The organism is Pseudomonas sp. WS 5412 (assembly GCF_012985615.1).
Classification (GTDB): Bacteria; Pseudomonadota; Gammaproteobacteria; order Pseudomonadales; family Pseudomonadaceae; genus Aquipseudomonas; species Aquipseudomonas shahriarae.
This window is the reverse complement of sequence record NZ_JAARMB010000003.1, coordinates 347470-371291: the sequence shown is the minus strand read 5'-3', so window position 1 is coordinate 371291 and position 23822 is coordinate 347470. Positions and strand designations below refer to the sequence as shown.

Here is a 23822-nt window from a genome sequence, read left to right as displayed (position 1 = left end):
TCGCCGGAACCTTATTCCGATACTGACCAATCAGATAGCCAGATGACCTGTTTTTGCCGGGGCATCCGGGATGCAATGCCCGTGAATCAACTACCTGAATCTGAGAGGGCCACTATGACGAGCGTAAGTCATTCGCAGTACGCACCCAGCCAGCCCTATGAAATGCCTCCCAAACCAGCGTCCGTGCAGAACGAAGGCCGTGCTGAAACGGATGCCCCGCCCGGCGCGCAAGCAGATTCAACTCCACCCCGCCCACCGATGACTGCGCAGCAGCGTGGGCAGTTTGCGGCACATAAAGGCCTGGTCAATGCACCGTCATCCAATGCCAGTACTAACTCGCCTCAACTGGCGCAGCTCTCCCAGGAAAACAACCAGCTGCGTGACAGTCTTAACCAGTTGGTTGCCCACTTCACGCCGATAATCACTGAGCTTGAACAGCAGATAGCAAACCTGGGGCAGCAAGCCGGCATGATGGAGAGCCCTGCAAAAGGGGGCGCCCCATCGAAACAAGATGCCAGTGGCCGCGCAGAAGCAGGGCAGGGCAAAGTGCCGCCTGAAGCCAGTGCTCGCGCAGACAACAACACGCCGGTGTCGGGGTCGGAGGCCCCTCGTAGCCTCGAGCAGCTGACTGCTGAAAATGACCAACTGCGCGAGACGATTGAGCGCCTGCAAACCCAGTTCACGGCGGTGGTGACTAAGCTGCAAAAGCAGATCCAGGCGTTGACCCAGAAAATGGGGGGGGCAGATGCCTCCGCAAATGAAGCCCCTGCCGCAGGTCCGAAGACTGACAGCAATGCCCCGTCGGCCCCCACATCGGCTGAGCAAGCGCCCGGTGCCAAGGACGCTCCAGCAGCGGCTCAGACCCATGAGCCAACGCCACCGGCGAACCGCAGCGCCGACGATCTCATGCGCGACAACCAGCAACTGCGCGCACGTATAGATCAAATGATGACTGAGTTCACCCAGGTGATTACCCAGCTGCAACAGCAAGTCCAGCAATTGAGTGCCCAGATCAAAGCCCAGGCGAAGTAAAGGCAAGCGTGCCAATAGGGGCGTTTACCCCCTCCCGTTGGCAGCTTGATGCTTCACTCGAACCGCAGGATCACCCGCCGGTTGTGCTTGCTTTTTTTCTCGATTTTCTCGCAGAACACCCGGCCGATTTCTTCGGTGTTGACCACATGGGTGCCGCCACACGGCTGGATATCAATGCCGGCAATTTCAATCACCCGCACCGCGCCCTGGATCACCGGGGGCGCAACCGCCTGGGTGCGGGTGATCTGCAACAGGGTGGAGTATTCGGACGCCGGCATCGACAGCGACTTGACCTCATGGGCCTGCTCGATCAAGGCATTGAGGTCGCGGGTGATGCTCTCCTTGTCCAGGGTCATTTCCGGTAGGTCGAAATCCAGGCGGCCCTTGTCGGCGCTGATGCTGCAACCGGTCACCGGCGCGTCGATGATCGAGCACAGCAGATGCAGGCAGGTGTGCATCTTCATGTGCTGGTAGCGCCGTTCCCAGTCCAGGCCGGCGTCTACCTGCGCGCCTGCGCGCAATGACTCGGGGCAGTGTTCCACTTGATGCCAGATGATCGAGCGCAGTACCGGGTCGCGCGCAGTCCCGGTCACGTTGACTCGGCTGCCGTCCGCCAGAGTGAAGTAACCGGTGTCTCCGGGCTGGCCACCCCCGGTGGGGTAGAACAGGGTGTGCTCCAGGGCCACGCCCTGTTCGCTGACGGCAATCACGCGGGCGCTGAAGGCGTTCTGGTAAGGCGCGCTGTCAAACAGCGCCAGGGTTTCCATAGTGTGTACGGACATGTTCATCCTCCAACGATCAGTGGGCTGGTTTGCAGCAGGCGCCGCACCATTGCGCTCAACCCGGGTGGGGAGAGCAGGGTGACTTCGAACTTCGCCCCGCACACCTTCAGGTTCAGGGGCAGGCGCGGGGGATAGGTGGGGGCCTGCAGCGTGCGCAGGCGAAACTGCAAGTGATGACGCTCCTTGACCGTGGGCTCCAGCACCACGCCGGACAATGGATGGAAGTCGGCATCCAGCAGCGTGACCCGGTGGCTGATGTCGACTTCACCGACCACATGCAGGCGCTCGTCGAGGGCAAAGGCTCCGAGGTAGTTGCTGGCGTCCGATTCGTCGTTTTTCTGCAACTGGATCTGGTTGACCACCTTGACCTTGGTGCCTGCGGGCACGTCCTGGGTGATGACACAGGAGGGGCTGATAAACACGTTGTCGCCGATCAGCACATACCCGAGCACCCTGGCGCCTGCGCCGACTTCCACGTTATTGCCCAGGCGCGGGTGACGCTTGCCGTCCGGGTTGTTGGCGATGCCCCGGGCGCCCAGGGTCACGCCACACAGGATGTAGCAGTCATTGCCGATCTCGCAGGTTTCGCCGATTACCGTGCCAAAGCCATGATCCAGCACAAAGCGCCGGCCAATGCGGGCGGCCGGGTGGATTTCGGCGCCGGACAGGAGCTTGCCCTGGTTGCTCAAAGTCAGCGCAATGGCGCAGAACTGGCCGTGGGCCGGGTCGGGAAGGTTCCAGACACAATGCGCCAGCCGGTAATACAGCACGGCCTTGAACGAGGCGTAGGACTCCAGGATCAGTTCACCCCGGCCGCGGGACGCGGGATCGCGCCAGGCGTAGGCGATCAGGTCCTCGGCCACTTCCTGCGCCGCTGGCTGGATCAACTCCGCCAGGTGTGGCTGCAACTGTGCCATCTGCGCTGGCGACAGGGTGGTGATGAGGTGGGTCAGCAACTCATCGTGCAGCTGTTGCATGTCGATAAAGCCTCCCATGGAAGGCACCCCCGTAATTGTCGTTATTCGAAACAGGGCAGATAACTGTCGGCGCTGTCGTACACCATGGTCAGGACGACGGTGTCGGTGGGCAGTTCCGGGGCGAGCTTGGCGATGGCCACCATATTGGCGGCCGACGACAGTCCCAGGCTGATGGCGTCGGTACGCATGATGCGCTTCATCATTTCCAGGCAGTCGAGGCGCGAGACCTTGAGCATGCCGTCCAGCACATTCAGGTTGAGAATGCTCGGGATCAAGCCGATGGACAGGCCCTGGATATGGTGCGGCGCATGGCGGTCGCTGAGCAGGTCGCACTCCTCGGGTTCTACACCCATCACGCGGATCTGCGGCCAGGCGGCCTTGAGGGTTTCACCGATCCCGGTGATATGGCCCCCGGTGCCGATACCGCTGACGAAGTAGTCGACCTGGCGCTCGCCAAAGGCGCGGATGATTTCCGGGGCGGTGGTGTCGCGATGGGTCTGGGGGTTGGCGCCGTTGCGTTGCTGGTTGAGCATGACGAAGCTGGGGTTTTCCAGCTGCAGCTCCATGCACTTTTCGCCATGGGAGTTATTGCCCAGGCGGCTGTCCGACAGCACCACCTTGGCCCCATACAGGCGCAGCAGCTTTTGCTTTTCGGGGCTGTAGTTGTCGGGAATCACCAGCACCACTTTGTAGCCCAGCACATTGCCGGCCATCACCAGGCCGATGCCAGTGTTGCCCCCGCTGGGTTCGATGATGGTTTGCCCTGAGTTACGAATCAGGATGCCCCGGCGCTCGGCGTCGAGGATCATGCCCAGGGCAATCCGTGCCTTGTGGCTACCGCCCGGGTTCAGGGATTCAAGCTTGGCGAAGACCTCGATGCCGAGGTCTTCGGAGAATTGTTCCAGGCGCACGATGGGCGTTTGGCCGATGGCGTCGAGTATGGAGTTGTGCAGCATCAGATAAGTACCCCCAGGCCTGTGATCAGTACAAAGGCATGTCGGGTTCGACGTCGCGCACCCAATGTTTCATGCCGCCTTCAAGCACCCGGGTGTTGGCAAAGCCAGCGGCCAGCAAGGTGCTGGCGGCCTGCTCGGCGCGGATGCCGGCGTAGCAGATCAGGTAATGGGTGTTGTCACGGCTGAGCGTGTCGAGGTGCTCGTCGAGCTGGGCCAGGGGGATGTGCACCACGCCGGGCAGCTGGCATACCTCCAGCTCGCTGGCATCGCGCACATCCAGCAGGATGTCGGCGCTGCTGCGCTGTTCCAGCAACTGCTTGAGCACCTGGGGCTTGATGTAGTGCTCTGCCGCCAGGCTTGGAGCGCTGCGGATGGCATCGGCACAGACGGTGGCTGCGGGCTGATGTTCTTCACGCAGGTCGGAGCAGCACGGGCAGTCGGCGCGGCGCTTGAAACGGATTTCACTGAATTTCATGGCCAGGGCATCAAAGCGCATCAATCGACCGGACAAGGACTCGCCTAGGCCAATCAACAGCTTGATCGCCTCGGTGGCCTGGATCATCCCGACCACGCCGGGCAGTACACCGATGACCCCGCCAGCACTGCAATTGGGCGCCAGTTCCGCCGGCGGGGCGTGGGGGTACAGGCAGCGGTAGCAGGGCCCGCCCTGGTAATTGAACACGCTGATCTGGCCGTCGAAACGGTAGATCGCGCCATACACCAGCGGCTTGCCCAATTGTACGCAGGCATCATTGACCCGGTAGCGGGTCTCGAAGTTGTCCGTGCCGTCGATCACCAGATCGTAGGCGCCGACCAGTTCCAGGGCATTGTCGGCGTTCAGCGCGGTGTCGTAGGTGTTGATCCGGATGTGCGCGTTGAGGTCCTGCAGCCGGCGCTTGGCGGATTCGACCTTGGGCAGGCCCAGGGTGCTGTTGCCATGCACCACCTGGCGTTGCAGGTTGCTGCTTTCCACCACATCGAAGTCCACCAGCCCCAGGGTGCCGATGCCGGCAGCGGCCAGGTACAGGCTGATGGGTGAGCCCAGGCCGCCGGTGCCGATGATCAGCACCCTGGCTTTCTTCAGGCTCAGCTGCCCTTCGCGGCCGACACCGGGCAGGGTGATATGGCGCACATAGCGCTGCACTTCCTCGTTGCTCAAGGACTCGATGTCCATGCCGCCGGAGGTGGCGAGCAGCACTTCGATTTTTGCTTTTTCGGGCAGCGGCTCATCGGGGCCGATCAGTTCTTCCCCGGCCGTGAACAGGAAGTGTTCCTTGAGCCGGCCGTTGTTCTCGTGGAACAGGTGCGCCCGCAGCTGCGGGTAGCGGGCACAGAGGCCTTCAATGACTTCGCGCAATGTCGATCCGGCACCCTCGAGGGTCGATTCTGGCAACTTGGCCACACGGGCCAGGATGTCGGGGAAAGAGACAGCGTTCATGTACAACTCCGTTTGCAGGTCGTTGAAGGGGTTGAGGGCGAAGTGCGTGCCATCCCAGGCAAACAGCTTCGACCCAAGGGCCTTGCCCTGGCGGACATCCACCACCAGGTAACTGACGGGGTAGATCGGTTCCCCCATGTAGAGGGCCTTGTCCTGATCCTCGTCGCTGAAGTAGGCACCGACATCCGGGTGGGAGTGGTAAATCACCACCACCGGGTTGTCCGTGCGAAAGGCCTTGTTCATCAGCAGCGTGTCGGTCACCGAGAAGGTGTAGCCGTTGGCCGCGCTGCGGGGGTAGGCCTCGGGGTTCTTGCGGTGCAACTCGTTCTGGATATTGCTGCCCAGGTACACGCTGCCGTCGGCAAAGACAAAGCCGCAGCACTCTTCGGGATAGGTGCTGCTGGCGTGGGCGTAGATCTGCTCCAGGGCGGTTTGGCGGAGGACTTCCATGTTTCTCTCGCGTGGTGGGTAAAGGGTCAATTGGGTTTTGCCAGCAGCTTTTCGATCGGCAGCTTGGTGATTGCAAAGCCGGCCAGCAGGATCGCCGAATACAGCATCAGGTCCCGGGACAGTTCCAGGCCTTCGTACCAGGCACCGATGATCACGGCGAACACCGGGAAAATAATGAAGACGAACGACAGGATGATCGGGCTCAGGCGCTTGAGCAGCATGAAGTACACGATAAAACCGCCCACCGACGCTACCAGGCCCAGGTAGAACAGGGCGCTCCAGGACCGCAGGGTGATGGCCTCGAAGGTCGGCGATTCAAACCAGAGGCCGGCGACGAACAGCATCAGCCCGGCAATCCCGATGGGCAGGGTGTTGTAGGTGATCACGCTGATGGCGCTGCCTTTTTGCTTGGTAATGACATAGCACAAGGCATGCATGATCGCGGCGGTCAGAATCGCCAGTACGCCGAAGAACTCGGCATGGTCAAGGTGCAGTCCCTGGCTCTTGAGGATCATGTACAGGCTGCCGAAACCGATGCCGATCCCGATGACCTGGGAAAAGTAGATGCGCTCGCGCAGGAACAGTGCCGAGAAGATCAGGATAAACACTGGCATGCAGCTGAACAGCAGGGCGGTCAGGCCGGACGAGACGTGCATCTCGCCGTAGTTGAGCAGGTAGTACGGCACGCTGAAATAGCACAGGGTCACGAACACAAAGAACCAGCGGCTCTCCCGTGGAAACAGGATTGGTTCGCGCCGCACCAGGGCAAAACACAGGAACAGCGGAAAGGCGATGAGGAAGCGCAGGCCCGCCGAGGTCAGTGGCGGCACGCTTTCCACCGCGATCTTGATCCCCAGCCAGGTGGTGCCCCAGCTCAGGCAGACAATCAGAAACATCACACTGGTGATCAGGCCAGCCAGCCATTGTTTGTGGTTTTTGGTTTTTTCGGCATTTTCGATGACGGCGGACATTGGCATTGTTTATTGCTTCCCTGAGCCGGAATTGAACTCTATATTGAACTTGTAATTAGAGGTTTCACCCGGTGAATGAACCCGTAAAAGCACACTATTAGGGCGAATGATGGCTGTCAAAACAAATATTGACATGGTGTCAATCATGCGAGAGGGACTGTCCAATGGGCAGGGTGTGAAGTACAAGCGCCTGTCAGATGTCATGGAGCGGGGCATCCTCGAAGGCTTGATCGAACCGGGGCGCAAACTGCCCCCTCATCGGGTGCTTTCCGACAATCTGGGGGTGACCATCGGGACCATCAGCCGTGCCTACGGTGAACTGGAACGCCTGGGTCTGGTGGTGGCACGGGTGGGCGACGGAACATTCGTGCGCAAGCGTGGGATGGAGCGCCAGCGTGACGAAGGCTTTCGCAACGTCAGCGAGGAGCCGCGGCAGTACTTCGATATGAGCCGCAATATGCATATCCCTGGGCAGGAGACCACGTTCCTGGCCCAGAGCTTTGAAACCCTGGCCACCAATGCCAAGTTCCTGCAGGACATCAGCGCCTACACTCCGGACGCCGGCTTGCCTCGCTACCGCGCGGCAGGTGCGCAATGGTTGGTGCAGCGCGACTTTCACCCGATTCCCGAGCAGGTCATCTGTGTCAATGGAGGCCAGCATGGGTTGCTGTGCGCCTTGATGGCGTTGGTGCGCGCGGGCGACACGGTGGTGACCGAGCAGTTGACCTACCCCGGCCTGATCACCGCCGCGCGGATGCTGGGCATTCGCCTGATCGGCCTGGAAATGGATGAGGAAGGCGTGTTGCCAGCAGCCCTGGAGGAAGTCTGTCGCAATCACCGGGTGGCCGCCCTGTACTGCACGCCGACCATCCAGAACCCGACGACGGCGGTGTTGTCGGTCGCCCGCCGTGAGGCACTGGTCAGGGTGTGTCGCGAGCACAACCTGCTGATCCTCGAAGACGAGGCCCACGGTGTGCTGGTGCAAGATCGCCCGCCACCCCTGAGTCACTTTGCCCCGGAGCGCACGATTCTGATCAGCAGCCTGAGCAAGGCCGTGTCGGCCGGCTTGCGGGTGGGGTATGTGCATGCGCCACCGGCGCTGGTCAGTCGCATTTCTGCGGCCCTGCGTTCAACCTGCTGGATGGCCACGCCGGTGACCCTGGAGCTGGCCACGCAGTGGATTGAAAACGGCACGGCAGAGCATCTGCTGCGTCAACAGGTCAGTGAAATCAGCCGCCGCAAGGCGTTGGTCGAAGACCTGCTGAGTGGCCTGGAGTACCGGACTCATCTCAACAGCCCGCACTTCTGGATTGAAGTCCCGGAGCCTTGGCGGGCGTCGGAAATCGAGGCTGAACTCAAGCAGAACAATTACCTGATCGCCACAGCAGAAGCGTTTGCCGTAGGGCAGACGGCGGTGCCGCAGTTTATTCGGGCGAGTATCTGCAATACGTCTGAGGATGATCAGTTGCTGAGGGCCGGATTTGATGCGCTGGCTACGGCGCTGGGGCAGGGGGGGGACCGGTTCCACCTGTAAATGTTGTGGCGAGCGGGCTTGCCCGCGTTGGGCTGCGCAGCAGCCCCAAAACCAGGCCCCGATGAGTGTCTGGTGTACCGTGTTCTTCTTTATTTAGGGCTGCTTCGCAGCCCAACGCGGGCAAGCCCGCTCGCCAAAGGTTATTTGAAGCGCCGCTCAACACCTTTTTCCACAAGGATCTTCGCCGAAATCTCTTCCACCGAAAAGTGCGTGGAATTGATGTGCGCAATGTTTTCCCGGCGGAACAGATTTTCCACTTCCCGCACCTCGAACTCGCACTGGGCATAGCTCGAATAACGGCTGTTGGGCTTGCGTTCGTTACGGATCGCCGTCAGCCGGTCCGGGTCGATGGTCAGGCCAAACAGCTTGTGCTGATGGGTGCGCAGCACCGCCGGCAGTTGCAGGCGCTCCATATCGTCTTCGGTCAGCGGGTAGTTGGCCGCACGGATGCCGAATTGCATGGCCATGTACAGGCAGGTCGGGGTCTTGCCGCAGCGCGACACGCCGACCAGGATCAGGTCGGCCTTGTCGTAGTAGTGGGTGCGGGCGCCGTCGTCGTTGTCCAGGGCGAAGTTGACCGCCTCGATCCGCTCCATGTAGTTGGAGTTATGGCCAATGGAATGGGACTTGCCCACGGAGTATGAGGAATGTTCACTCAGCTCCTGTTCCAGGGGCGCGAGGAAGGTCGAGAAGATGTCGATCATGAAACCATTGGAGGTCGCGAGGATCTCACGGATGTCCTGATTGACGATGGTGTCGAAAATGATCGGGCGCATACCGTCTTTTTCGGCGGCCAGATTGATTTGTTGTACCATGGCTCGCGCTTTATCCACGTTATCGATATAAGGCCGGGTGAATTTGGCGAAGGTGATGCTTTCGAACTGCGCGAGCAGGCTTTGACCCAGGGTTTCGGCGGTAATGCCGGTGCCGTCGGAGATAAAGAAAGCAGATCGTTTCATTTGAGCCTTGGGCCTTAAGCTGATGACGAATCTTGGATATGATAGGCGCGGTTTTGCCGCCCCACAGTGGGCTGCATTCTCACTTATTTTCCAGGTCCAGGCCACAAACGCCGGTAAATGCTCCTACTGAGCCACCGGCGCCCTGAGCTTTTCCAACACAGTTAGTGGAGAGATCACCTTGGTAGAGTACGTAGTTTCCCTCGATAAGCTCGGCGTCCATGATGTAGAGCATGTGGGGGGCAAGAACGCATCCCTCGGCGAGATGATCAGTAATCTTGCGGGCGCTGGTGTTTCGGTGCCCGGTGGTTTCGCCACCACCGCCCAGGCATACCGCGATTTCCTCGAACTGAGCGGCCTCAACGACCAGATCCACGCTGCCCTGGACGCGCTCGACGTCGATGACGTCAACGCCCTGGCCAAGACCGGCGCACAGATCCGTCAGTGGATCATGGAAGCCGAGTTCCCCGAGAAGCTCAACGCAGAAATTCGCACCGCCTTCGCCACCCTGTCGGCCGGCAACCCGGACATGGCTGTCGCCGTGCGCTCCTCGGCCACCGCCGAAGACTTGCCCGACGCCTCCTTCGCCGGCCAGCAGGAAACCTTCCTGAATATCCGTGGCGTGGAAAACGTCATCCGTGCAGCCAAGGAAGTATTTGCCTCGCTGTTCAACGACCGCGCCATTTCCTACCGTGTGCACCAGGGTTTCGACCACAAACTGGTGGCCCTGTCTGCCGGCGTGCAGCGCATGGTGCGTTCGGAAACCGGGACTGCCGGCGTGATGTTCACCCTGGACACCGAATCGGGCTTCCGTGACGTGGTATTTATTACCGGCGCCTACGGCCTGGGCGAAACCGTCGTACAAGGCGCGGTCAACCCGGACGAGTTCTACGTGCACAAGCACACCCTTGAAGCCGGCCGCCCGGCGATCCTGCGCCGCAACCTGGGCAGCAAGGCTATCAAGATGATCTACGGCGACGAGGCCAAGGCCGGTCGCTCGGTGAAAACCGTTGATGTCGACAAGGCCGAGCGCGCGCGTTTCTGCCTCAGCGATGCCGAAGTCAGCGAATTGGCCAAGCAGGCGATGATCATCGAGAAGCACTACAAGTGCCCGATGGACATCGAATGGGCCAAGGATGGCGACGACGGCAAGCTGTACATCGTCCAGGCCCGCCCGGAAACCGTGAAAAGCCGTACTTCGGCCAATGTCATGGAACGCTACCTGTTGAAAGAAACCGGCACTGTGCTGGTGGAAGGCCGTGCCATCGGCCAGCGCATCGGCGCGGGCAAGGTGCGGATCATCAAGGACGTGTCCGAGATGGACAAGGTCCAGCCAGGTGACGTGCTGGTCTCCGACATGACCGACCCGGACTGGGAGCCGGTGATGAAGCGCGCCAGCGCCATCGTCACCAACCGTGGCGGGCGTACCTGCCACGCGGCGATCATCGCCCGTGAACTGGGGATCCCAGCGGTTGTCGGTTGTGGCAACGCCACCCAATTGCTCAAGGACGGCCAGGGCGTTACCGTTTCCTGCGCCGAAGGCGATACCGGCTTCATCTTTGAAGGTGAGCTGGGCTTCGATATCAAGCAAAACTCCATCGACGCCATGCCCGACCTGCCGTTCAAGATCATGATGAACGTCGGCAACCCCGACCGCGCCTTTGATTTTGCGCAGTTGCCGAACGCCGGTGTGGGCCTGGCCCGCCTGGAATTCATCATCAACCGCATGATCGGCGTGCACCCCAAGGCCCTGTTGAACTACGACGGCCTGCCGGTGGAAATCAAGGACAGCGTCGACAAGCGCATTGCCGGCTACAACGATCCGGTAGGTTTCTACGTCGAGAAGCTGGTGGAAGGCATCAGCACCCTGGCGGCGGCGTTCTGGCCGAAGAAAGTCATCGTGCGCCTGTCGGACTTCAAGTCCAACGAATACGCGAACCTGATCGGCGGCAAGCTTTACGAGCCGGAAGAAGAGAACCCGATGCTGGGCTTCCGTGGCGCCTCGCGTTATATCAGCGAAGCATTCCGCGATTGCTTCGAGCTTGAGTGCCGCGCCCTCAAGCGTGTGCGCAACGAGATGGGCCTGACCAACGTCGAGATCATGGTGCCCTTTGTGCGCACCCTGGGCGAAGCGAGCCAGGTCGTTGACCTGCTGGCCGAGAACGGTCTGACCCGTGGTGAAAACGGCCTGCGCGTGATCATGATGTGCGAGCTGCCATCCAACGCCATCCTCGCCGAAGAGTTCCTGGAGTTCTTCGACGGTTTCTCCATCGGCTCCAACGACCTGACCCAGTTGACCCTGGGCCTGGATCGCGACTCCGGGATCATCGCGCACCTGTTTGACGAGCGTAACCCTGCGGTCAAGAAGCTGCTGGCCAACGCCATCCAGGCCTGTAACAAGGCCGGCAAGTACATCGGGATCTGCGGCCAAGGCCCTTCCGATCACCCGGACCTGGCCAAATGGCTGATGGAACAGGGCATCGAAAGCGTCTCGCTGAACCCCGATTCCGTGCTGGAAACCTGGTTCTTCCTGGCTGAAGGTCAAGCCTCGGCGTAATTGCCATTTGCCGGCCAGCCAGTGTGGCAGGCCGGCATTTCTCATTCTGTACAGGGCGGAACTCCTACCGGACGCCGCCCTTTTTTGTGCAAGAACATTATGCAAAGCAGCAGCAACCTGTTTCCCGTCGCCTTGATCAGCGCTGAGCGTCGTGGCGACCTGAGTGAAGATGTCTATCGCCTCAAGCCTGGCAACAGCCCGGATGGCACCGTAGAACTGGCGGTGACACGCCTGGGCCTGGCCGATGTCGCGCAAAGCCGTGGCATACCGGTGGTGTTGGTGCATGGCAGCTTTTCCAATCGGCGGTTCTGGTATTCGCCCAAAGGTATTGGCCTGGGGGCGTACCTGGCGCGCCAGGGCTTTGATGTGTGGATCCCGGAGATGCGCGGCCACGGGCTTTCCCGACGCAACCACGACTACGCCAAGAATCGCGTCGCCGACTATGCTCGTTACGACTTGCCAGCCATCGCCGCTTTTGTGCGTGAGCAAAGCGCGCAGATTCCGCACTGGATCGGCCACTCGCTGGGTGGTACGACCTTGGCGGCAGCCTTGGGTGGCCAGTATCTGGGCGCGCCGGCTGTCGCGTCGGTGGCGCTGTTTGGCTGCCAGGTCAGTCGTACTTACTGGCCGTTGAAAATTCCGCCGGTGGAGTGGGGCGGGCGCTTGATTCTGAAGCGTTTTGCCCAACTCTCCGGTTCGCGGCTCAAGCGCGGGCCGGAAGATGAGCCCATCGGCCTGGCCTTGGAAAGCATGCGCTGGCACGGTTTGTTCGGGCGTTTTGGCGATGCCGAGCGCGACTGGTGGAAAGGCCTGGCTGAGGTCGATGTGCCGCTGCTGGCCGTGAGTGCCGCAGGCGATCATCAAGACCCGGACTGGGCCTGCCGCAAGCTGTTTGACCAGGTCGGCAGCGAGCACCGCCAATACCTGTGCCTGGGGCGCAAGCAGGGGTTCAGCGGTGATTTCGGGCATGTCGAAATGCTGGTCAGCAAAGCCGCCCAGGCCGAAGTATGGCCACTGGTGCAGCGTTGGTTGAATGATCCACTGACACCTTTGGTCGGCTCGCAGGCGCCTGTGCTCGAGAGCGTCTGAGAAAAGGCTCTGCCAAGGGCGTTTCACTCGCGGTGGCTTGCGGCTAAGATATGACGCTTCGGGATGTTTTGGTCATATTCAGTCGCGCAGTGGCTATTGCGTTACGGTCTGGTGGGTCTGATCATGGTCGCCCGCGCAGTGGCAGGGCTTAAAGAATGCCCCTTGCGATGCGTTTTCCTGATGTAGCTGTGGATGTTCGACACCTTCTTTCACCGACAGGAGCTTCTCGATGAACCATTACGTTACCCCCGACCTGTGTGACGCCTACCCGGACCTGGTGCAGGTGCTGGAGCCGATGTTCGCCAACTTTGGTGGCCGGGACTCCTTCGGCGGCCAGATCGTGACCGTCAAGTGTTTTGAAGACAACTCCCGGGTCAAGGAACAGGCTGAGCTGGACGGCACCGGCAAAGTGCTGGTGGTCGACGGTGGTGGTTCGCTGCGCTGCGCCTTGCTGGGCGACATGATTGCTGATCGAGCGGCGAAAAATGGCTGGGAAGGCTTGGTGATCTACGGTTGTGTGCGTGACGTTGACGTGTTGGCGCAGACCGACCTGGGCGTGCAGGCCCTGGCCAGCCACCCGAAAAAGAGTCATCGCCAGGGTGTGGGCGACCTGGGCGGGGCCGTGACTTTTGCTGGCGTGACATTCCGTCCGGGCGAATATGTCTACGCCGACAATAACGGCGTGATTGTTTCGCCCAGCCCGCTGAAAATGCCGGAATAACCGCAGTAGTCGATGGGGTGAGGATGTTCGAGGAAGAAAACGCGCAGTGGGGGCTGGTGCATGCCCTGGTGCTGGACGGTAAAGGTGGTGCGCGTTCGATTGCCCGGACCGAGCTTGACGACCTGCAACTGCAGCCCCAGGAAAGCCTGTGGCTGCATTGGGACCGCAGTCACCCCCAGACCCAGACCTGGTTGCGCAAATCCAGTGGCCTGAGTGAATTCGCCTGTGACCTGCTGCTGGAGGAGAACACCCGCCCGCGGCTGTTGCCGTTGCCAGACGACGAGTTGCTGCTGTTTCTGCGCGGGATCAACCTCAATCCGGGGGCTGAGCCGGAAGACATGGTGTCGGTGCGTATCTTTGCCGCGGCTGATCGGGTCATCTCCTTGCGTCTGCGACCCTTGCGCGCCACCGACGAGTTGCTGGTGCAGTTGGCAGATGGAAAAGGCCCCAAGAGCGCTTCCGAGCTGATCTTGTACATGGCGCAGTACCTGACTCATAAAGTGCAGGATCTGGTCAGCGACCTGTCTGAAATCGTCGATATTGAAGAAGAAAAACTGGATGCCGACGAACGGTATACACCGGAACATGGCAACGTCCTGCAGATCCGTCGGCGTGCTGCTGCGCTCAAGCGTTTTCTGGCTCCGCAGCGGGATATTTTTGCGCAACTGACACGCATAAAATTGCCCTGGTTTGTCGATGACGATGCCGACTATTGGAATGAATTGAATAACAGCCTGACCCGTTACCTGGAAGAGCTGGAACTGAGCCGGGAGCGCGTGGGGCTGGTGCTGGAGGCCGAGGATCGGCGTTTGAGCGTGCGTATGAACCGCACCATGTACCGCTTCGGGATCATCACCGGGATCTTTTTGCCGATGAGTTTCCTGACCGGTTTGCTGGGGATCAACGTCGGGGGGATTCCGTTCTCCGAGAGTCCTTATGGATTCGTGGTGGCCTGCCTGTTGATGGTGTCGGTGGCCCTTGGACAGTGGTGGTTGTTTCGACGTTTACGCTGGGTTTGACCTGAACGTGACCTGAACGCTGGGAGAGGTCATGTGACCCGACGAATTTTGCCCTCGTCTTTTAATTCACTTGCGAGAGGTCCCTATGCACGATCCGTTTGAACAGTCTTTGCGTGACATGCTTAACGCTTCGCCGTCCAACCGTGACGACGATGCTTGCCTGGGCCGCGTACTGAAAACCGCCAATCGCCAGGTAGGCGCGGGCGACCTGTTTGGTCTGCTCGGCCGCTGGGTGCCGGCACTGATGATGGCGCTGAACAATGGTTCGGCCCATGTATCACCTGTTTCTCGTCGTAAACCTATTGCTCGCACTGCTGATAAGGCTGATTGAATATGGAACTTGATCTCTGGACACAGAGTCTGGTCACTGCAATGACTGCGTTGTGGACCAAGGTGGCGAATTTCATTCCCAACCTGTTTGGTGCGCTGGTGCTGGTATTGCTGGGTTTTGTCGTGGCCAAGCTGCTCGACACCCTGCTCTCCAAATTACTCGCCAAGCTGGGCCTCGATCGCCTGATGGCTGGCACCGGGTTGACCAAGCTGCTGGGGCGCGCCGGGCTGCAAGTGCCGATCTCGACGCTGATCGGCAAGATCGTCTATTGGTTTGTTTTGCTGATTTTTCTGGTTTCTGCGGCGCAATCACTTGGACTTGAGCGAGTTTCAGCTACGCTCGACATGCTTGCGCTGTATTTGCCGAAAGTATTCGGCGGCGCGCTGGTGTTGCTGGTGGGTGTGTTGCTGGCGCAACTGGCCAATGGGCTGGTGCGCGGCGCTGCCGAGGGTGTAGGCCTGGACTATGCCGGCGGCCTGGGGCGAATTGCCCAGGGCCTGGTGATCATCATCAGTATTTCGGTGGCGATCAGCCAGCTGGAGGTCAAGACTGACCTGCTTAACCATGTGATTGTGATCGTTTTGATTACCGTTGGTCTGGCCGTTGCGCTGGCCATGGGGTTGGGAAGCCGGGGAATTGCCGGGCAGATTCTTGCGGGAATTTATGTGCGTGAGTTGTATCAGGTGGGGCAACACGTGCGTGTTGGCGAGGTCGAAGGGCAGATTGAAGAGATCGGTACGGTGAAAACCACGGTGCTGACCGATGATGGCGAACTAGTGTCGCTGTCCAATCGGGTTCTGCTGGAACAGCAGGTCAATAGCCGCTAACCCGGTAACCCTGCTAATGTACGCCGCCGCAAACCTGGGTATCCAGGCTGTGGCGGACATTGACCTGACTGTCGGCACGACTTGTTTTGAATAAAGCCCAAACGCTGTCCACGCGCTATGACCCCCGTGAGCTCTCTGATGAGGAGTTGGTCGCGCGCGCGCACACGGAGCTGTTTCACGTAACACGCGCGTACGAAGAATTGATGCGCAGGTATCAACGCACTCTGTTCAACGTTTGTTCAAGGTATTTAGGGAACGATCGTGATGCGGATGATGTCTGTCAGGAAGTGATGCTCAAGGTGTTGTATGGCCTGAAGAACTTCGAGGGTAAATCGAAGTTCAAAACCTGGCTCTACAGCATCACGTACAACGAGTGCATCACGCAGTATCGTAAGGAACGGCGAAAGCGTCGCTTGATGGACGCGTTGAGCCTTGACCCCCTTGAGGAGGCGTCTGAAGAAAAGACGCCGGCACCCGAGGAGAAGGGCGGGCTTGATCGCTGGTTGGTGCATGTGAACCCAATTGACCGGGAAATTCTGGTGCTACGATTTGTCGCGGAACTGGAATTTCAGGAAATTGCTGACATTATGCATATGGGTTTGAGTGCTACAAAAATGCGTTACAAACGTGCTCTTGATAAATTACGTGAGAAATTTGCGGACAGTACTGAAACTTAGTTCGGTGCAAATATCTCTTACGTGTAGGCAAGTTCTGTTAGACTTGTCGCCGAGTTGTCCCCCGGTATGTGGGACTGCTTTACAATCACCAGATGGGGATTTAACGGATGAAACTGAAAAACACCTTGGGCTTGGCCATTGGTTCTCTTATTGCCGCTACTTCTTTCGGCGTTCTGGCACAAGGCCAAGGCGCAGTTGAAGGCGAGCTGTTCTACAAGAAGCAGTACAACGATAGCGTCAAGCACATCGAAGACGGCTTCAATCCTGGCGCTCGCATCGGTTACTTCCTGACCGACGACCTGTCCTTGAACTTGTCCTACGACAAGACCAACCACACCCGTTCGACTGACGGTACTGGCAACCAGAAGATCAAAGGTGATACCGGCAGCCTCGTTGCTCAGTACCACTTCGGTCAAGCTGGCGTCGACTCCCTGCGTCCATACGTAGAAGGTGGTTTCGGTCACCAGAGCCGTGGCAACGTACGTGCTGACGGCCACACCGGTCGCGATCAGACTACTTTCGCTACCGTTGGTACCGGCGTTAAGTACTACTTCACCAACAACCTGTACGCTCGTGCCGGTGTTGAAGCTGACTACGGTCTGGACAACGGCAAGTGGGACTACTCCGCACTGGTCGGCCTGGGCGTAAACTTCGGCGGTAACGCTGGCGCAGCTGCTCCAGCTCCTACCCCAGCACCAGCTCCAGAGCCAGTTCCAGAGCCAGAAGCTCCGGTTGCTCAGGTTGTTCGTGTTGAGCTGGACGTGAAGTTCGACTTCGACAAGGCCGTTGTTAAGCCTAACAGCTACGGCGACGTGAAAAACCTGGCCGACTTCATGGCTCAGTACCCAGCTACCAACGTAGAAGTTGCTGGTCACACTGACTCCGTCGGTCCAGACGCCTACAACCAGAAGCTGTCCCAGCGTCGTGCTGACGCTGTTAAGCAAGTCCTGGTTAAAGATGGCGTAGCTCCTAGCCGTATCACTTCGGTTGGTTACGGCGAATCCCGCCCAGTTGCTGACAACGCAACTGAAGCTGGTCGCGCTGTTAACCGTCGTGTAGAAGCGTCGGTTGAAGCTCAAGCTCAGTAATTACTGAGTGCTAGAAAAAAGCCCGGCTTAGGCCGGGCTTTTTTTCGCCTGCCATTTGCCTCAGGCGCTTGCCAGCAAGGCGGCTTCCACGGCTGTGGCTGCTACCGCGCCGATCACCAGGATGGCTGGGCTCTTCAAGGCAAACCCCTGGGCATCCTCCTGCATGCGCGCCAGGGAACTGCGGCATTCGCGCTGCTGGGGCATCGAGGCGTTCTCGATCATGGCCACCGGCATATCTGCGGCCATGCCTCCTTCCAGTAACTGCTGGGCAATCTCTGCAAGCTTCGCCACACCCATGTAGACCACCAGTGTCGTGCCACCCTCGGCCAGTGCCCGCCAATTAAGGCTGCTGTCGTCCTGGGTATGGGCGGTGACAAGCGTCACGCCACGACTGATTCCCCGCAGTGTCAGCGGTATGTCGCAGTTTGTTGCACCCGCCAGCCCGGCCGTGATGCCATTGACCAACTCCACGCTGACCCCTCGCTCCTTCAGCCAACTGGCCTCTTCGCCGCCGCGTCCGAAAATGCACGGATCGCCGCCCTTCAGGCGCACCACGCATTTACCCTGGCGCGCATAACGCAGCATCAAGCGATGAATGAAATCCTGGGGTGTGGAACGGCACCCCCCGCGCTTGCCGACGGTAATCACCTGCGTACCGGGGCAATGCTCAAGTACCGCCGGGTTGACCAGATCATCAATCAGCACCACATCGGCCTCGTGCAGGGCCCGTACTGCCTTGAGGGTCAACAACTCCGGATCACCTGGGCCTGCGCCCACCAGCCAGACTTTTGCATTCATAGGTATTGCCCTCACACACTGATAGCGATTGGCTGCGAGGTGCTTGCCAATAGCCGTTTGATTTCGGGGACGCAGGAGCCACATTGCGTGCCGCAGCCCAATACTTGTTTCAGCCCGTCCAGGTTCAGGCCGCGGCCGATGCCGGCGCATATCGCGCTTTCACTGACGTTTTTGCAGTTGCAGAGAATTCTATTGCTGGTCGTTCCACCACCGGGCGGCGCGCTTAGCGGTGCCAGCAGCCAGCGGCGTAACTGTTCGTCGGCGCGGCCTTCCAGCCACAGGCTTTGCAGCCAGTAGCGGGCGAGGGTTTCGCCGGCCAGGCGGATCGCGGTGATCCGGCCTTTCTCGATCCTTACCCGTTTACCGATGGAACGTCGCGGGTCGTCATAGGCCATGACCGGGCCGTCATTGAGGCCCAGCAATCGGTCGATGCTGTTGAGCAGTTGCAGGTCCGGTGCTTCGGTATGGGCAGCCCGCACCAGCAGGGCCGGCCGCTCACGCCCGGTCAGGCTCAGGCTGACGTACGCAAACTGCTCACAAAGGGGGCGCAAGGCTTCGAAGTGTTGCTGCACATCGCCCTCGATCAGCGCGAACAAGTGCCAGGGCAATTGCACGGCTTCCAGGCGTACGCCGCTGTGTTTGAGTTCCGGCTGTTTCGACAGTGGGTCGAACGCCGGCTGGGTCAGCGTATTGACGCCACCCTTAAGGAAGCGATCGCCCCAATGCATCGGCAGGAACGCCTGGCCGGGTCGCACGCTGTCATCACTGGTCACCGCCACAACCACCTTGCCGCGACGGCTTTTGAGGTTGACCAGGTCGCCTTCCTTGAAACGGTGCCGGCGCAATTCGTCCGGGTGCAGGCTGAGCGATGCTTCGCTGACATGGCCAAAGAGTTGCGCCGCCGTGCCAGTACGGCTCATGCCGTGCCATTGGTCACGCAGGCGGCCGGTGATCAGGGTCAGTGGAAAGCGCGCGTCCCGCTGCTCTTTGGCGGCGCGATAAGGATCAGCGACAAACTGCGCACGACCACTGGCGGTCGGGAAGACGCCATCGGTGTACAGCCGTGGCGTGCCGGCCTGGGCCTTTGCGGGAAACGGCCATTGCTGCGGGCCGATGCGGTCGAGCAGGGCGTGGCTGAGTCCCGACAGGTCCAGGTCCTGACCACGGGTCAGCTGTTTGTATTCATCAAACACCTGCGCGGGCGTTTCAAAGGCAAACAGACCGGTTTTTTGAGGACGCAAGCGGCGCTCCAGGCGCTGTGCGAAATCCACGGTAATCGCCCAGTCTGGTCGCGCTTCACCCGGTGGGGCGATGGCCTGGCGCACGTGGGAAACGCGCCGTTCGGAGTTGGTCACGGTGCCTTCTTTCTCGCCCCAACTGGCGGCGGGCAACAACAGGTCGGCAAAGGCGGCGGTTTCTGTGGTGCGGAAGGCCTCCTGCAACACCACGAACGGGCACGCGGCCAGAGCCTGGCGCACGTTGTTCTGGTCTGGCAACGATTGCGCGGGGTTGGTGCAAGCGATCCACAACGCTTTGATCTTGCCGGCCTGTACCTGCTCGAACAGTTCAATGGCGGTCAAGCCGGTGCTGCAGGGCAGTTGTTCAACCCCCCAGTAGGTGGCCACTTCGGCGCGATGCTCGGCGTTGCCGGCGTCGCGATGGCCAGGCAGCAGGTTCGACAGGCTGCCGGTCTCCCGGCCGCCCATGGCGTTGGGCTGGCCGGTCAGGGAAAAGGGCCCGCAACCCGGGCGGCCAATGGTGCCGGTGGCCAGGTGCAGGTTGATCAGCGCACTGTTTTTAGCGCTGCCAGCGGTGGACTGGTTCAACCCCATGCACCACAGCGACAGGAAGCTGGGCGAGGTGCCCACCCACTGCGCGCACTGGCGCAGTTGTTCGACACTGATCCCACACAATTGCGTGACCATCTGTGGCGTGTAGTCGTGGACCAGCCGCTTCAACTCGACCAAGCCCTCGGTATGGGCCTGGATAAAGTCGCGGTCGATCCAGTCTTCCCACAGCAACAGATGCAAAATCCCATGGAACAACGCCACATCAGTACCGGGCAGGATCGCCAGGTGCATATCCGCCAAGTCGCAGGTGTCGGTGCGCCGGGGGTCGATGACCAGCACTTTCATCTCGGGTCGGCGTGCCTTGGCCTCTTCCAGTCGGCGAAACAGTACGGGGTGGGCGTAGGCCATGTTGCTGCCGACGATCATCACGCAATCGCTGGACTCTAGGTCCTCGTAGCTGCACGGCGGCGCATCGGCGCCCAGGCTGCGCTTATAGCCGACCACTGCCGAAGACATGCACAGCCGGGAATTGCTGTCGATATTGTTGGTGCCCACCAGGGCCCGCGCGAGTTTGTTGAAACTGTAGTAGTCCTCGGTCAACAGTTGCCCGGAGATATAGAACGCGACGCTGTCGGGGCCATGCTCGGCGATGGTGTCGGCGAATACATTGGCCGCGTGTTCCAGGGCCGTGTCCCAGTCGGTGCGGCCGCGGGCCAGCTCTTTGCCCAGGCGCAGCTGCGGGTACAACGCCCGCGCCGTCAGATCGCCGGTCAGGTGCAGGCTGGAACCCTTGCTGCACAACTTGCCGAAGTTGGCCGGGTGTGCCGGATCGCCGCTGACCCCGAAGATCTGCGTGCCATCGTGCTCGATCAGCACGCCGCAGCCGACCCCGCAGTAGCAGCAGGTCGATGCCGTGACCTGGCGCTTCATCAACCGGCGTCCCGCAGGGCCAGCATCACCCGGCCGTTTTCCACCCGGGCGTGGTGATGGTGGGCGCAGCCGATATCCGGGGCCTGGGCTTCGCCGGACGCCAGGTCGATCTGCCAGTTGTGCAGCGGGCAGGCCACGCGTTTGCCATAGATCAGCCCCTGGGACAGCGGCCCGCCCTTGTGCGGGCAGCGGTCATCGAGGGCGAACACTTCATCGTCACTGGTACGGAAAATCGCGATTTCCCCTTTCGGGCCACTGACAATGCGCGAGCCCAGGGAGTTGATTTCTTCGAGGGCGCAGATATCCAGCCAGTTCATAGCACTACCTCCAGCTGTTTGACGGCGATGGTGTCGAATTCCTTCTTCAGCAGCGGCTGCTCCAGGCGCTCTTTCCACGGGTCTTGTTCAAACGACAGGGAGAATTGCAGGCGCTCATTGAGGGCCTGGCGCCGCGCCGGGTCTTCCAGCACGGCCTTCTTGATGTGGTCCATGCCCACCCGTTGCAGGTAGTGCACGGTGCGCTCCAGGTAGAAGGCTTCTTCGCGGTACAGCTGTAGGAAAGCGCCGTTGTACTCACGTACTTCTTCGGCGGTCTTGAGCTTGACGAAAAACTCCGCGACCTCAGTCTTGATCCCGCCATTGCCGCCGATGTACATCTCCCAGCCCGAGTCGACGCCGATAATGCCCACATCCTTGATCCCTGCTTCCGAGCAATTGCGCGGGCACCCGGACACCGCCAGCTTGACCTTGTGGGGCGACCACATATTGAACAGGTCATGTTCCAGCTCAATGCCCAGTTGCGTGGAGTTCTGCGTGCCAAACCGGCAGAACTCGCTGCCAACACAGGTCTTCACGGTGCGGATGGATTTGCCGTAGGCATGCCCGGACGGCATATCGAGGTCTTTCCACACCCCGGGCAGGTCCTGTTTCCTGATGCCCAGCAAGTCGATGCGCTGGCCGCCGGTGACCTTGACCATCGGCACGTTGTACTTGTCGGCCACATCGGCAATCCGGCGCAGCTCGGAAGGATTGGTCACACCGCCCCACATCCGTGGTACTACCGAGTAGGTGCCGTCTTTCTGAATATTGGCGTGGGCCCGTTCGTTGATCAGGCGCGATTGCGGGTCGTCCTTGGCTTCGCCCGGCCAGGTGGAAATCAGGTAGTAGTTGAGTGCCGGGCGGCAGGTGGCGCAACCGTTGGGCGTACGCCAGTTCAGGTAGCTCATGGTGTCGGCGATGGTCAGCAAGTGCTGGTCGCGAATGGCCTGGCGGATTTGCCCGTGATTGAGGTCGCTGCAGCCGCAGATGGCTTTTTCGCTTTTGGGTTTGACGTCGGCGGCGCCGCCCACGGTGTTGATCAGGATCTGCTCCACCAGCCCGGCACAGGAGCCGCAGGAGCTGGCGGCCTTGGTGTGTTTTTTCACCTCATCGACACTGAACAGGCCCTGTTCCTGGATCGCCTTGACGATGGTGCCCTTGCACACCCCGTTGCAGCCGCAGACTTCGGCGTTGTCGGCCATGCTCATGGCTTTGTCCTGACCTTGGTGGCCTACATCGCCCAGGGCGTTTTCGCCGAACATCAGGTGATCGCGGATCTCACTAATGCCATGGTTCTCACGGATCTGCCGGAAATACCAACCGCCGTCGGCGGTATCGCCGTACAGGCAGGCGCCGACCAGTATGTCGTCCTTGATCACCAGCTTCTTATAGACGCCGCCGATAGGGTCGGAAAGGGTGATGGTCTCGGTGCCTTCGCCGCCCATGAAGTCGCCAGCAGAAAAAAGGTCGATGCCGGTGACTTTCAGCTTGGTCGAGGTCACCGAGCCTTTGTAAGTGGCGAAGCCCAACTGCGCCAGGTGGTTGGCACACACCTTGGCCTGCTCGAACAGCGGCGCCACCAGGCCGTAGGCAATCCCACGATGGCTGGCGCACTCGCCGATGGCATAGATGCGCGGGTCGTAGGTTTGCATCGTGTCGTTGACCAGAATCCCACGGTTGCACGGGATGCCGGACTGTTCCGCCAGCTCGGTGTTGGGGCGGATACCGGCAGCCATCACCACCAGGTCAGCCGGAATCACCTCGCCATTTTTGAACTGCACCGAGCCCACGCGACCATTGCCGGCGTCATGCAGGGCCTGGGTCTGCTCGCACAGGCGAAACACCAGGCCCCGGCTTTCCAGTTCGGTTTGCAGCAACTGGCCGCTGGTCTTGTCCAACTGGCGTTCCAGCAGCCATTCGCCGATATGCACCACGGTCACGTGCATGCCGCGCAACATCAGGCCATTGGCCGCTTCCAGGCCCAGCAAGCCGCCACCGATGACCACCGCGTGCTTGTGGGTGCGGGCGGTGTCGATCATGGCCTGGGTGTCGGCGATATCGCGGTAGCCAATTACACCCTGCAAGGTATTGCCGGGGATCGGCAGGATAAACGGGGTCGAGCCGGTGGCGATCAGCAGGCGATCGTATTCGGCTTCCGTGCCGTCTTCGGCGATGACTTTGCGCTTGACCCGGTCGATCTGCACCACCTTGCGGTTGAGCAGCAGCTTGATGTTGTTTTGCAGGTACCAGTCCAGGTCGTTGAGCACGATCTCTTCGAACGTCTGCTCACCGGCCAGCACCGGCGACAGCAGGATGCGGTTGTAGTTGGTATGGGGCTCGGCGCCAAAGACCGTAATGTCATACAGCTCGGTGCTCAGCTTCAGCAGTTCTTCAAGGGTGCGAACCCCGGCCATGCCGTTGCCGATCATCACCAGTTTGAGTTTCTTCATGTCGTTCTCCGCAGTGGCTCGACAAATCACGCGCAAACAAAAAAGGCGTCCCGCTAGTTGCCTAGCGAGGACGCCTTTGTCCTGGTCCCGTTCTCTCGGGAAAGCCCCACCTTCGTCGTTGAAGGGTGGGCT

20 protein-coding genes are annotated in these 23822 nt (G+C 60.3%); 10 read left to right on the top strand and 10 right to left on the bottom strand.

What is annotated here, in order from left to right; genetic code table 11:
- Nucleotides 1-114: 114 nt before the first annotated feature.
- On the top strand, nucleotides 115-1032 hold the full coding sequence (locus HBR94_RS06700; RefSeq protein WP_170044417.1) for a hypothetical protein: 918 nt from the start codon (nucleotides 115-117) through the stop codon (nucleotides 1030-1032).
- Between the two features lie 53 nt (nucleotides 1033-1085).
- Here the strand turns inward: HBR94_RS06700 and HBR94_RS06695 are convergent, their stop codons facing one another.
- From HBR94_RS06695 to HBR94_RS06675, 5 genes are read right to left on the bottom strand one after another with little or no spacing between them, the layout of a single operon-like run.
- On the bottom strand, nucleotides 1086-1814 hold the full coding sequence (locus tag HBR94_RS06695) for an alanyl-tRNA editing protein (RefSeq protein ID WP_170044416.1): 729 nt from the start codon (nucleotides 1812-1814) through the stop codon (nucleotides 1086-1088).
- A 2-nt stretch (nucleotides 1815-1816) separates the two neighbouring features.
- On the bottom strand, nucleotides 1817-2809 hold the full coding sequence (locus HBR94_RS06690) for a serine O-acetyltransferase (RefSeq protein WP_057960345.1): 993 nt from the start codon (nucleotides 2807-2809) through the stop codon (nucleotides 1817-1819).
- Between the two features lie 23 nt (nucleotides 2810-2832).
- Nucleotides 2833-3747: a PLP-dependent cysteine synthase family protein gene (locus tag HBR94_RS06685; RefSeq protein WP_057439531.1), complete on the bottom strand. Its 915-nt coding sequence runs from the start codon at nucleotides 3745-3747 to the stop codon at nucleotides 2833-2835.
- Between the two features lie 25 nt (nucleotides 3748-3772).
- Complete coding sequence (gene moeB, locus HBR94_RS06680; protein WP_057439530.1) at nucleotides 3773-5635, bottom strand: molybdopterin-synthase adenylyltransferase MoeB; 1863 nt, start codon at nucleotides 5633-5635, stop codon at nucleotides 3773-3775.
- A gap of 26 nt (nucleotides 5636-5661) precedes the next feature.
- Nucleotides 5662-6555, bottom strand: a complete 894-nt coding sequence (locus HBR94_RS06675) for an EamA family transporter (protein ID WP_162947804.1) — start codon at nucleotides 6553-6555, stop codon at nucleotides 5662-5664.
- A 196-nt stretch (nucleotides 6556-6751) separates the two neighbouring features.
- On the opposite strand from HBR94_RS06675, the gene HBR94_RS06670 reads away from it, so the two are divergent.
- On the top strand, nucleotides 6752-8140 hold the full coding sequence (locus tag HBR94_RS06670; RefSeq protein ID WP_269835577.1) for a PLP-dependent aminotransferase family protein: 1389 nt from the start codon (nucleotides 6752-6754) through the stop codon (nucleotides 8138-8140).
- Between the two features lie 140 nt (nucleotides 8141-8280).
- On the opposite strand, the gene HBR94_RS06665 is transcribed toward HBR94_RS06670, so the two are convergent.
- Nucleotides 8281-9099: a pyruvate, water dikinase regulatory protein gene (locus tag HBR94_RS06665; RefSeq protein ID WP_032863389.1), complete on the bottom strand. Its 819-nt coding sequence runs from the start codon at nucleotides 9097-9099 to the stop codon at nucleotides 8281-8283.
- Nucleotides 9100-9277: 178 nt separating this feature from the next.
- On the opposite strand from HBR94_RS06665, the gene ppsA reads away from it, so the two are divergent.
- The 8 genes from ppsA (at nucleotide 9278) to HBR94_RS06625 (ending at nucleotide 17405) form a co-directional block, all read left to right on the top strand.
- On the top strand, nucleotides 9278-11653 hold the full coding sequence (gene ppsA / locus HBR94_RS06660; RefSeq protein ID WP_029298284.1) for a phosphoenolpyruvate synthase: 2376 nt from the start codon (nucleotides 9278-9280) through the stop codon (nucleotides 11651-11653).
- Between the two features lie 99 nt (nucleotides 11654-11752).
- Nucleotides 11753-12742, top strand: a complete 990-nt coding sequence (locus tag HBR94_RS06655) for an alpha/beta fold hydrolase (protein WP_057960344.1) — start codon at nucleotides 11753-11755, stop codon at nucleotides 12740-12742.
- A gap of 229 nt (nucleotides 12743-12971) precedes the next feature.
- On the top strand, nucleotides 12972-13463 hold the full coding sequence (rraA, locus tag HBR94_RS06650) for a ribonuclease E activity regulator RraA (protein ID WP_029298280.1): 492 nt from the start codon (nucleotides 12972-12974) through the stop codon (nucleotides 13461-13463).
- A gap of 23 nt (nucleotides 13464-13486) precedes the next feature.
- Nucleotides 13487-14482: a zinc transporter ZntB gene (locus HBR94_RS06645; protein ID WP_170044415.1), complete on the top strand. Its 996-nt coding sequence runs from the start codon at nucleotides 13487-13489 to the stop codon at nucleotides 14480-14482.
- 85 nt (nucleotides 14483-14567) lie between these two features.
- On the top strand, nucleotides 14568-14813 hold the full coding sequence (locus tag HBR94_RS06640; RefSeq protein WP_038442312.1) for a hypothetical protein: 246 nt from the start codon (nucleotides 14568-14570) through the stop codon (nucleotides 14811-14813).
- 2 nt (nucleotides 14814-14815) lie between these two features.
- The gene (locus HBR94_RS06635; RefSeq protein ID WP_057439525.1) at nucleotides 14816-15640 is read left to right on the top strand and encodes a mechanosensitive ion channel domain-containing protein; all 825 of its coding nucleotides are present in this window, start codon (nucleotides 14816-14818) and stop codon (nucleotides 15638-15640) included.
- A gap of 86 nt (nucleotides 15641-15726) precedes the next feature.
- Nucleotides 15727-16317 carry an RNA polymerase sigma factor SigX gene (gene sigX / locus HBR94_RS06630; RefSeq protein ID WP_057439524.1) on the top strand — a complete coding sequence of 197 codons (591 nt, stop codon included), beginning with the start codon at nucleotides 15727-15729 and terminating at the stop codon, nucleotides 16315-16317.
- A 107-nt stretch (nucleotides 16318-16424) separates the two neighbouring features.
- Nucleotides 16425-17405 (top strand): OmpA family protein, encoded by a 981-nt coding sequence (locus HBR94_RS06625; protein ID WP_057444927.1) that lies wholly within the window; start codon nucleotides 16425-16427, stop codon nucleotides 17403-17405.
- Nucleotides 17406-17465: 60 nt separating this feature from the next.
- Here HBR94_RS06625 and cobA read toward each other — a convergent pair whose 3' ends face one another.
- The 4 genes from cobA to nirB are packed head-to-tail and all read right to left on the bottom strand — an operon-like array spanning nucleotide 17466 to nucleotide 23690.
- Entirely contained in the window at nucleotides 17466-18203 is a 738-nt protein-coding gene (gene cobA, locus HBR94_RS06620; RefSeq protein ID WP_170044414.1) for a uroporphyrinogen-III C-methyltransferase, read from the bottom strand.
- Nucleotides 18204-18214: 11 nt separating this feature from the next.
- The gene (locus tag HBR94_RS06615) at nucleotides 18215-20923 is read right to left on the bottom strand and encodes a nitrate reductase (protein ID WP_170044413.1); all 2709 of its coding nucleotides are present in this window, start codon (nucleotides 20921-20923) and stop codon (nucleotides 18215-18217) included.
- Complete coding sequence (gene nirD / locus HBR94_RS06610) at nucleotides 20923-21240, bottom strand: nitrite reductase small subunit NirD (RefSeq protein ID WP_057439522.1); 318 nt, start codon at nucleotides 21238-21240, stop codon at nucleotides 20923-20925. Before nirD ends, HBR94_RS06615 begins: the two co-directional genes overlap by 1 nt.
- Nucleotides 21237-23690, bottom strand: a complete 2454-nt coding sequence (nirB, locus tag HBR94_RS06605; RefSeq protein WP_120733858.1) for a nitrite reductase large subunit NirB — start codon at nucleotides 23688-23690, stop codon at nucleotides 21237-21239. Before nirB ends, nirD begins: the two co-directional genes overlap by 4 nt.
- Between the last annotated feature and the right edge of the window lie 132 nt (nucleotides 23691-23822).

Coding starts and splice junctions, on each gene's coding strand:
- HBR94_RS06625 (WP_057444927.1), top strand. CDS start 16,425: ATGAAACTGAAAAACACCTTGGGCTTGGCCATTGGTTCTCTTATTGCC.
- HBR94_RS06655 (WP_057960344.1), top strand. CDS start 11,753: ATGCAAAGCAGCAGCAACCTGTTTCCCGTCGCCTTGATCAGCGCTGAG.
- moeB (WP_057439530.1), bottom strand. CDS start 5,635: ATGGAAGTCCTCCGCCAAACCGCCCTGGAGCAGATCTACGCCCACGCC.
- HBR94_RS06695 (WP_170044416.1), bottom strand. CDS start 1,814: ATGTCCGTACACACTATGGAAACCCTGGCGCTGTTTGACAGCGCGCCT.
- HBR94_RS06665 (WP_032863389.1), bottom strand. CDS start 9,099: ATGAAACGATCTGCTTTCTTTATCTCCGACGGCACCGGCATTACCGCC.
- HBR94_RS06685 (WP_057439531.1), bottom strand. CDS start 3,747: ATGCTGCACAACTCCATACTCGACGCCATCGGCCAAACGCCCATCGTG.
- HBR94_RS06670 (WP_269835577.1), top strand. CDS start 6,752: ATGCGAGAGGGACTGTCCAATGGGCAGGGTGTGAAGTACAAGCGCCTG.
- HBR94_RS06700 (WP_170044417.1), top strand. CDS start 115: ATGACGAGCGTAAGTCATTCGCAGTACGCACCCAGCCAGCCCTATGAA.
- HBR94_RS06690 (WP_057960345.1), bottom strand. CDS start 2,809: ATGGGAGGCTTTATCGACATGCAACAGCTGCACGATGAGTTGCTGACC.
- rraA (WP_029298280.1), top strand. CDS start 12,972: ATGAACCATTACGTTACCCCCGACCTGTGTGACGCCTACCCGGACCTG.
- HBR94_RS06640 (WP_038442312.1), top strand. CDS start 14,568: ATGCACGATCCGTTTGAACAGTCTTTGCGTGACATGCTTAACGCTTCG.
- HBR94_RS06645 (WP_170044415.1), top strand. CDS start 13,487: ATGTTCGAGGAAGAAAACGCGCAGTGGGGGCTGGTGCATGCCCTGGTG.
- HBR94_RS06615 (WP_170044413.1), bottom strand. CDS start 20,923: ATGAAGCGCCAGGTCACGGCATCGACCTGCTGCTACTGCGGGGTCGGC.
- HBR94_RS06635 (WP_057439525.1), top strand. CDS start 14,816: ATGGAACTTGATCTCTGGACACAGAGTCTGGTCACTGCAATGACTGCG.
- nirD (WP_057439522.1), bottom strand. CDS start 21,240: ATGAACTGGCTGGATATCTGCGCCCTCGAAGAAATCAACTCCCTGGGC.
- cobA (WP_170044414.1), bottom strand. CDS start 18,203: ATGAATGCAAAAGTCTGGCTGGTGGGCGCAGGCCCAGGTGATCCGGAG.
- nirB (WP_120733858.1), bottom strand. CDS start 23,690: ATGAAGAAACTCAAACTGGTGATGATCGGCAACGGCATGGCCGGGGTT.